Raw genomic sequence first — 8190 nt, 5'->3', positions numbered from 1 at the left:
CACCTAGACCACACGGATCGCAAACTGGTGCAATTGCTGGCGCAAGATGCGCAGATCGGCGTGAATCGTCTTGCTGAGGCCATGGCGATATCAGTGCCAACCGTGCGCTCGCGCCTCCGTAACCTCCTGAGCAAGAACCTTATCAAAATTGTTGGACTGCTGAATCTGTCTGAGCGGCCCGAATTGATTTCTGCCATCGTCGGTATCAATGCCAGGGGGCATGGCCGCGCCCGCGAGATCGCCCTGCGAATCGCCGAACTCCCGTTCGTCAACTCGGCATGCGTTGTAACCGGCCGTTTCGACATAATCGTTGATGTTGTCGTGACTGGGGATGTCGCTGACCTCTATCGCGTCACGAGCGAACTAATCCCGGGAGTTGGTGAGCCGGGAGAGATCACGCGTACGGAAACATTCGTTGTCATGGCAGCGTGCAACAAATGGGTCAGTCTGCCCAAGGGGTGTTGGTCAAGTGGCGCAGAATCGCCTTTGCGCGCGGTGCTGACTTGAATCCCTTCATTTCAATGAGGTTACCTCGAAGGCGAAGTCTTGGAACAGGTAATCAAAACACTCAGATGCGGAAGATACTTCAGCGACGCTTCTGAGAGACTGCGGACGTCGGGAGCAAGAGCCCAAACAGGGCGGGAACATTTAACTATAACATGGAGGAATACTAATGAAGATCGCCAAACTATTCGTCGCAGGCCTTGCACTGCTGACCACTGCAAGCCTGGCAAACGCCGGAACTCTCGACGACATCACCAAGCGCGGAGAACTGCGCGTCGCAGTTCAAACGCAAGGTCCTCCCTTTTCCATGGTCGACCAGGCTGGCAAACGCACCGGTAGTTCGGTCGAGCTTGCCGAACTCATGGCGAAGGAAATGGGCGTAAAAATCACGTTTCAGGACTACGATTGGGACGGCCTGATTCCGGCGCTTCTTTCTGGCAAGGCCGATCTGCTGGTTGCGGATATGACCCCAACATTGGCGCGGGCAATGAAAGTCGCCTTTACCAAGCCCTTTATGTACACGGGCAGCACCGTCTTCGCCAAGGCCGACAGCAAGTTCGGGACAATGGAAGCGTGCAAGGCGAAAGGTACGAAGATCGCCGTGCTCCTCGGCGCGACGGGTGAGAAAGTCGCAAAGGAGACTTTTCCGGATGCCGATATCAAAAGCTACAAGGGTGGTGGTCCACTTTTGCTTGATGCGGTCAACAACGGCCAGGCTGATTGCGGCGTGAACGATGTGTCGGCAGTCAAGGGTCAGCAGGCCGCCTATCCAGCAGGAACCTTCACGATCATGCCGGAAACTTTGTCGAAAGAGCCACTCGCTTTTGCCACACGCTACGACGAGCAGGATCTCCTGGTCTGGATGAACCTCTTCCTCGATCAGGTCGCCCTCGATGGCCGTCTCCAAAAGAACCTGGATTACTGGGTCAATTCTGACGACTGGAAGAAAGACCACTAAGTAAGTGCGACTACGGGCGGTTTTGCGTGAGGCCTCTCAGGTTCAAGTAAGGCCGTCCAGCCGCTCTGTGACTGCGCTCTTTTCGCCGCCTGGGGGATCGTCGCGGCATGCTTGAAAATTTCAGCTTTCGCACCATCGTCGAATACCTGCCCTTGTTCGGGGAGGGATTTGTCGCGACTCTTTGGCTATCCATCGTTTCGTTTGCAGGTGCGCTTGCTGTTGGAATCATCCTATGCGCCATGAACTTGCAGCGCTCAAAGGTACTGAAGCTCCCGGCGAAGATGTATATCGACGCAATCCGTGCGACGCCGCTGCTGGCACAGCTTTACTTCCTCTATTTCGGCCTGCCCCGGCTCGGCGTGGTGTTGCCAGAGCTCTTCGTCGGCATTCTTGCGCTTTCCCTCAACAGCGGCGCCTACATTGCCGAGATTATCCGTGCTGGCATTCTTTCGATCTCGCGTGGACAAGTAGAGGCGAGCGTTGCCTCGGGCATGACCTATGCCCAGCGGATGCGTCTTGTGATCTTGCCGCAGGCTATCCGGGTAACGATTCCACCCCTCCTCGGCCAAGCCATCGTTTTGGTGAAGGACTCCGCGCTGCTGTCGCTGATTTCCGTCGCCGAATTGACCCGCGCCGGTCAGTTGCTGGCATCGGACCGGTTCATGCCCGCTGAGGGCTTCATCACAACAGCTGCATGCTATCTCGTGCTTTATTACGGATTGAAATCAATGGCGCACTTGTCGGCTCGCTGGCTCGGCGTGCGCCCGATCGGTAGCCGCATATGATCTGGTTCCAACTTCAAAGCTTGATCGGTAGCTATCCTCTGGCACTGCGCGGTCTCGGCATGACCATTGCGCTGTCGGTAATAAGCCTCGCGCTCGGCACATTGATAGGATTCACAATCGGCGTCTTACGGACGAGCGGAAATCGCTTGGTCAGTACTGTGATCGGGGTCTGGGTCGATCTTATCCGGGGAACACCGTTCCTCGTCCAGATATTTCTTATCTTCTTTATCCTGCCAGAATTCGGTGTCGAACTTGATGCATTCACGGCTGGCATCATTGCGCTGACCAATCTCGCGGCCTGCTTCATTTGCGAGATCGTTGCCGCAGGCATCCGTTCCGTGCCGACGGGCCAGGTCGAGGCGGCGCTCGCTTCGGGACTTTCGCAGTGGCAGCGGATGCGGCAGGTGGTGCTACCGCAAGCGATGCGGGTTTCCCTGCCGCCGCTCGTGGGGCAATATGTTCTTCTCATAAAGGATTCTTCCGTTGTCTCCGCCATTGGTTTGACAGACCTTACCCGGGTCGGCTGGCTCGTGGTGCAGCGCGTCCCAAATGGGTTGCTCGTGTTTGCCATTGTCGGCATCGGCTATTTCGTTGTGTGCTATCCGCTCATCCTGCTTGCCCGTCGGCTGGAGAGACGCATGAGCGCGGCCCATGGCGAGGTGCAACTGTGAAGAATTCAAGCTCCGGCAACGAAAGCAGCCTGATATGATCGAATTTCGCGGCGTCAACAAATGGTTCGGAGCGCTCCATGTTCTCAAGGACATTACGCTCAGTGTCGAGCCGCGCGAGGTGGTTGTCGTGTGCGGCCCGAGCGGTTCGGGCAAGAGCACGCTGATCCGCTGCATCAATGGCCTCGAGACGATCAAGGACGGCAATCTTGTGGTGGATGGACAGCGCATCGGTGACCGTGCCACCAACATGACCGAACTGCGCACCGAAATTGGCTTCGTCTTCCAGTCTTTCAATCTCTATCCACACAAGACGGCGCTTGAGAACGTCACGCTGGCACCCATCCACGTGCGAAAGATTTCGCGCAGAGAGGCTGAAGAGGCTGGACGCGAAATGCTGGCGAAAGTCGGATTGGCAGAAAAATTCAGTGCCTATCCGGCCGAACTTTCAGGCGGTCAGCAGCAACGGGTCGCCATCGCCCGCTGCCTCTGCATGCGCCCGAAAATCATGCTGTTCGACGAGCCTACTTCGGCTCTCGATCCTGAAATGATCAGCGAAGTGCTCGACGTGATGGTCGGTGTGGCCGAGGAAGGCATGACCATGATGGTCGTGACGCATGAGATGGGCTTTGCCCGTAAAGTTGCACAGCGGATTGTCTTCATGGATGCTGGGGCCATCGTGGAAACCGGGACACCGGAAGAGTTTTTTTCCGACCCGAAGACCGATCGAAGCCGCGCCTTCCTGAGTAAGATTCTACGTCATTGATGGTCGACGCATCGGGAGACATTGGCGCCGCGACGTTTTCAATCGTTTTTCCACTATCAGGTATAACGCAAACCCATTTGATACCGGGTCGGCAATCTGTAAGCGAGAGCAAATGAGTTATATTGATACTTTCGACAGGCGTACGATGGACGACAATTACGCTTTTCCGGTATCGTCAGCAGTCATAGAATGCGAAACCTGCATCGTCGGAGGGGGCCTCGCAGGTATAACAACTGCTTTGCAGTTGCTGCGCGCCGGGCAGGCAGTGGTTGTACGTGAAGCCGAAAGCATCGGCTGGGCGCTTCGGACGACATCAGCCGCCTCGAATTCGCTACGCCATACTCCTTAACCACCAGGGAGGACCACAAAATGTCGCAAGAATTTGTGAGCATCCGTTACATCGTCGATGATGTTCCGGTCTCAATCGAATTTTACACGACCTTGCTCGGCTTCACGCTTCAGCAAGATGCCGGGGCCGCCTTTGCATCGGTGACCCGCGATAATCTGCGGCTTCTTTTGAGCGGCAAGGCCAGTTCGGGCGCACGTGCCATGCCTGATGGCCGCCAACCGATCCCGGGTGGCTGGAACCGAATTCTTTTGGTTGTGTCGGATATCGAATCAGAAGTCGAACGACTCCGCAAGGCGGGGTTATCCTTCAGAAACGAAATCCTCAAAGGCGTCGCTGGCAGCCAGATTCTACTCGACGACCCATCAGGCAACCCGATTGAACTGTTTGAGCCATTGCACTGAGACCGTGTACTCTGCCGACGGGATAAAGGAGGGCGGAATTGACTCTGCCTTTGTCAAGGTTATAACCTCACGATATCGAAAATCGATTGTGTGAGCCAGGTAATGATGATTGGGTGGTATGGAACACCAGGATCTACTCAGCGGCCTCATTCGGCTCCACGTCCTGCATCATGCAGTCAAAGGCGAACTCTACGGTCGAAGGATGATCGACGAGCTTGCCCGCCACGGTTACAAACTAAGCGCCGGAACTCTTTACCCGATGCTGAAATCAATGGAAATGAAGGGCTATCTTGTCTCCGAAATCCGTCGCGACGGCCGAACGGCGCGCAAATTCTATCGTGCGACACCCCTTGGACGCGAAGCACTCGAAATTGCCCGCGGCAAGGTACGGGAACTGATCGGCGAAATGATGGAGTAGACGCCCATCGGTTTTTTGCCGCGACTGGGGCTGCCCGCTGATGGCAAACGCTGAGAGGACGATGGATGGGTCGAACCCAAACGGCGTTTTTGAAATTTTTGCCGCATTCCTGAAGCTTGGGCTTACATCTTTCGGCGGTCCGATTGCTCATCTTGGATATTTCCGCGAGGAGTTTGTCGTTCGCCGCAAATGGCTCAACGACAGTGCCTTCGCTGATGTCGTTGCCTTATGCCAGTTCTTGCCAGGCCCTGCCTCCAGTCAGGTGGGGTTTGTGCTCGGCCTTTTTAGGGGTGGCGGGTTGTTGGGTGGCATCGCCGCCTGGACGGCTTTTACGCTTCCTTCGGCAATCTTGTTGCTGGCATTCGCCTATGGGGCGGCAAGCTTTTCAGGCCCAATCGGGCAAGGCGTCATTCACGGACTGAAGCTTGTTGCTGTCGCTGTTGTAGCACAGGCGATCTGGGGAATGGCCCGCACACTCACTCCGGATCGGCCTCGCATCGGAATTGCCCTGGCAGCAGTGGCAGCCGCGGTGTTTCTCAACAGCACTGTCGGCCAGATCGGCGCGATTGCCGGCGGTGCGCTCCTGGGCATCGTCCTGGGCCGAGATGGAGGTATCCAGAGCACACACCATCTCAACTTCCCGGTCGGCCATCGAAGTGCCTTGTGTGCGCTCATCCTTTTTACTGCTCTGTTTGTGGCCCCGCCGCTTTTGCACGCGATCGCAGGTGGTCAGGCGTTCTTGTTGTTTGACGCGTTCTATCGTTCCGGTGCACTCGTATTTGGCGGCGGACATGTCGTGCTGCCGCTGCTCGAAACGGCCGTTGTCCACCCCGGTTGGGTCAGTCATGAAGCCTTTCTCGCAGGCTACGGCGCTACCCAGGCGGTTCCTGGACCGTTGTTCACGTTCGCAGCCTACCTCGGTGCGGCAGCACTCCCCGAACCCAATGGGGTGATGGGTGCCGTGATTGCTCTTGTTGCGCTTTTCCTCCCCGGCTTGCTTCTGGTGTACGGGACGTTGCCGTTCTGGGACGGGCTCCGGCGTCGCCCGCTTGCACAAGCAGCCATGAAGGGGGCAAACGCGGCGGTGGTAGGCATTCTTGCTGCCGCATTTTACAGCCCCGTCTGGATCACTGCCGTCGCCACACCGAGCGATTTTTTTCTCGCGCTCGCCGGCTTTTTGTTTCTGACGGTTTGGAAAGCGCCGCCATGGGTCGTGGTAATCGGGCTGGCCGCGGTCGGTGCCGCTTTTGGTAGTATCAAGGAATGCAGGTACCAAGAGGCGGCATTGGACGTGATCTCTCTTGGCAAAAGCTTTGAAAAAGCGCAGTTACGGCGTCCGCTTTGCGCCGCCCATACTGTTCTCTAATAGGTCAAGGGGGGTTCTTTTTCAAATTGGCTGTGACTGCTAATGATTCCATTTGCCGTCGAAAAGCTCGACCGGATTTTCGAAGCCCTTCAATAGTCGCGTGCCGATAGAATTTTCGATGCGAGCCTCCCTTGCCTCTACAAAGGGACGTGACATCAGCAGTTCATGCCCCTCTTCGCTGCAGACGTGCTGAATCCTGCTGACCATATTGACGTCCGGGCCAATGAGCGTGAAATCAAGACGTCTGCCCGAGCCGATATTGCCATAGCTGACTTCGCCATAGTGCAGGGCCATGCCGACACTCAGTCTCATGCCATTGATTTGCGTGGTCTCCAAGTTTTCAAGAATTTCCATCGCAGCCTGATGGGCGGCTGCCGTCGCCCATGCGGCGCTGTAGCCTGGAAAGAATGCAAGCACGGCGTCACCCATGAACTTCAACACTTCACCGCCTTTGCCTGTTATTGCCGGAACGACTGCATCGAAATAGCCACTCAACAGTTGCATGACGTTGCTGGCCCGCAGACGGTTGGACATCTCGGTGAAACAGCGCAGGTCGCACAGAAGCAGGGCCGCGTCGATGGACTCGATCTCGCCCTGCCGGATATGCCCGCCAAGAATCCGCTGCGCCGTCATGGGGCCGACATAGGTATCAAGCAGGCTGAGCTCGGCCTGGCGCAGTGTGCGCAGTTCGCAAGCATTGCGTAGGGCTGGCATGATGCGCTCTATGATCTGCCGTTCCGCCTGGCTGAATCCGCTCGTGCGTTTTGTTGCGAAGACGGCCGCGCTCACAGGACCGTCGGCGTTACATAAGGGGACGATCATCAGCTGCACCAGATCTCGTCCGGCAAAGATGTCCATGCATTGCCAGCTTGCGCCGGTTCCATCGCGCCCTGCGATGATGATTTCTCGGGTTTTCATCGAATGGCAGAGCGCGCTGTCCAGAAAAGCGAGACTGACAGCGCCATGCTGGCGGTCGTGGATCTCGATGGGTTCACCGGGCGCCCAGGCAACGCTTCTGCCCAAATATTCTGGATGCAGTGTCATCAGATGCAAGGTCAAACGATCGACTGGCAGCCCTACTGCCTGGAGTCTGCGCCCGAGCCCGGAAATGAGGCCGGCTTCGTCCAGTGAATGGCATTCGTCTCCGGAAAGCCACTCGATCATTGTGAGCACGGACCAACTGTGGTTCGTGCGGCGCATCGACCGACCAAGAGTATCAGCGGCGATTTCTATTGGCGTAGCGTATGTCATGGAGATTCTCCCGAAATCATTGAGTTCAATGTGGGCCGCCGCCGGAGAGCTGACCGGGCTTCTTGAGGAGCAGCGCTGCGAGAAGTGCGACGACAAGGGCAACGCCGAGCAGGAAGAACGTGTCGCTGAAGGCCATGATATTGGCCTGTTTGCGCATCCGGAAAGCGATGGCAATCAGCGCCTTGTGGCTGGCGGTCGCGTGATCGGGTATGCCGTGGCTCATGAAGTAGGCGGTCAGGCTGTTGATGCGATCGCGGGTTGCTTCCTCGAACAGCGACACCGAATGGGTAAGCACGTTTGAATGGAATTGTTCGCGCTTGGTCAGGAACGTCTGCAACGCTGCGATACCGACAGCGCCGCCAAGGTTGCGCATCATGTTGAAGAGTGACGAAGCAGAACCCGCATTCTCGGCCTCGATGCCCGATGTCGCGATAGCCGACAGAGGTGTGAACACTAGCGCCTGGCCGATGGCGCGGACGATGTTGGGCCAAAGAAGCTGATCGCTGGCGTAGTCGCCTGTCATGTGGATATTCATGAAGTTGCTGGCGGCAAACAGGGCAAATCCGAGGACGATCAGGATACGCACGTCAAAGCGCTTCATCAGACGCGGAACCAGCGGGATCAGCAGCAGCTGCGGCAGGCCGGTCCATGCCAATACCATGCCGATCTGTTCGGCATTGTAGCCCTGGATACGCGTCAGATAGATCGGCAAAACGAAGACGGA

10 protein-coding genes are annotated in these 8190 nt (G+C 56.8%); 8 read left to right on the top strand and 2 right to left on the bottom strand.

Annotated elements, in window-relative coordinates:
- The 8 genes from AAAB35_RS16130 to chrA form a co-directional block, all read left to right on the top strand.
- Positions 1 to 507, top strand: a 507-nt coding sequence (locus tag AAAB35_RS16130) for an Lrp/AsnC family transcriptional regulator (RefSeq protein WP_340669309.1), incomplete at its 5' end; no start/stop codon positions are given.
- Between the two features lie 166 nt (positions 508 to 673).
- The gene (locus tag AAAB35_RS16125; protein WP_340669308.1) at positions 674 to 1462 is read left to right on the top strand and encodes an ABC transporter substrate-binding protein; all 789 of its coding nucleotides are present in this window, start codon (positions 674 to 676) and stop codon (positions 1460 to 1462) included.
- 107 nt (positions 1463 to 1569) lie between these two features.
- Complete coding sequence (locus AAAB35_RS16120) at positions 1570 to 2247, top strand: amino acid ABC transporter permease (protein ID WP_340669307.1); 678 nt, start codon at positions 1570 to 1572, stop codon at positions 2245 to 2247.
- Positions 2244 to 2918 carry an amino acid ABC transporter permease gene (locus AAAB35_RS16115; protein WP_340669306.1) on the top strand — a complete coding sequence of 225 codons (675 nt, stop codon included), beginning with the start codon at positions 2244 to 2246 and terminating at the stop codon, positions 2916 to 2918. The genes AAAB35_RS16120 and AAAB35_RS16115 overlap by 4 nt, the downstream gene beginning before the upstream one ends.
- Positions 2919 to 2952: 34 nt before the next feature.
- Entirely contained in the window at positions 2953 to 3681 is a 729-nt protein-coding gene (locus tag AAAB35_RS16110) for an amino acid ABC transporter ATP-binding protein (protein WP_340669305.1), read from the top strand.
- 369 nt (positions 3682 to 4050) lie between these two features.
- Positions 4051 to 4431 carry a VOC family protein gene (locus AAAB35_RS16105; protein ID WP_340669304.1) on the top strand — a complete coding sequence of 127 codons (381 nt, stop codon included), beginning with the start codon at positions 4051 to 4053 and terminating at the stop codon, positions 4429 to 4431.
- A gap of 118 nt (positions 4432 to 4549) precedes the next feature.
- Entirely contained in the window at positions 4550 to 4849 is a 300-nt protein-coding gene (locus tag AAAB35_RS16100; RefSeq protein WP_340669303.1) for a PadR family transcriptional regulator, read from the top strand.
- Positions 4850 to 4910: 61 nt separating this feature from the next.
- A complete protein-coding gene (gene chrA / locus AAAB35_RS16095) occupies positions 4911 to 6215 on the top strand; it encodes a chromate efflux transporter (protein ID WP_340669302.1) in 1305 nt (434 codons plus the stop codon).
- A gap of 39 nt (positions 6216 to 6254) precedes the next feature.
- Here chrA and AAAB35_RS16090 read toward each other — a convergent pair whose 3' ends face one another.
- Positions 6255 to 7415 carry an adenylate/guanylate cyclase domain-containing protein gene (locus AAAB35_RS16090; protein WP_340669310.1) on the bottom strand — a complete coding sequence of 387 codons (1161 nt, stop codon included), beginning with the start codon at positions 7413 to 7415 and terminating at the stop codon, positions 6255 to 6257.
- Positions 7416 to 7491: 76 nt separating this feature from the next.
- Positions 7492 to 8190, bottom strand: a 699-nt coding sequence (locus AAAB35_RS16085) for an MFS transporter (RefSeq protein ID WP_340669301.1), incomplete at its 5' end; no start/stop codon positions are given.

The organism is Phyllobacterium sp. (genome assembly GCF_037994425.1).
Taxonomy (GTDB): Bacteria; Pseudomonadota; Alphaproteobacteria; order Rhizobiales; family Rhizobiaceae; genus Phyllobacterium.
Note: the sequence above shows the minus strand (reverse complement) of the source record. Positions and strands in the feature narration are given on the sequence as shown.

Coding starts and splice junctions, on each gene's coding strand:
- AAAB35_RS16125 (WP_340669308.1), top strand. CDS start 674: ATGAAGATCGCCAAACTATTCGTCGCAGGCCTTGCACTGCTGACCACT.
- AAAB35_RS16115 (WP_340669306.1), top strand. CDS start 2,244: ATGATCTGGTTCCAACTTCAAAGCTTGATCGGTAGCTATCCTCTGGCA.
- AAAB35_RS16120 (WP_340669307.1), top strand. CDS start 1,570: ATGCTTGAAAATTTCAGCTTTCGCACCATCGTCGAATACCTGCCCTTG.
- AAAB35_RS16105 (WP_340669304.1), top strand. CDS start 4,051: ATGTCGCAAGAATTTGTGAGCATCCGTTACATCGTCGATGATGTTCCG.
- AAAB35_RS16110 (WP_340669305.1), top strand. CDS start 2,953: ATGATCGAATTTCGCGGCGTCAACAAATGGTTCGGAGCGCTCCATGTT.
- AAAB35_RS16100 (WP_340669303.1), top strand. CDS start 4,550: ATGGAACACCAGGATCTACTCAGCGGCCTCATTCGGCTCCACGTCCTG.
- AAAB35_RS16090 (WP_340669310.1), bottom strand. CDS start 7,415: ATGCGCCGCACGAACCACAGTTGGTCCGTGCTCACAATGATCGAGTGG.
- chrA (WP_340669302.1), top strand. CDS start 4,911: ATGGATGGGTCGAACCCAAACGGCGTTTTTGAAATTTTTGCCGCATTC.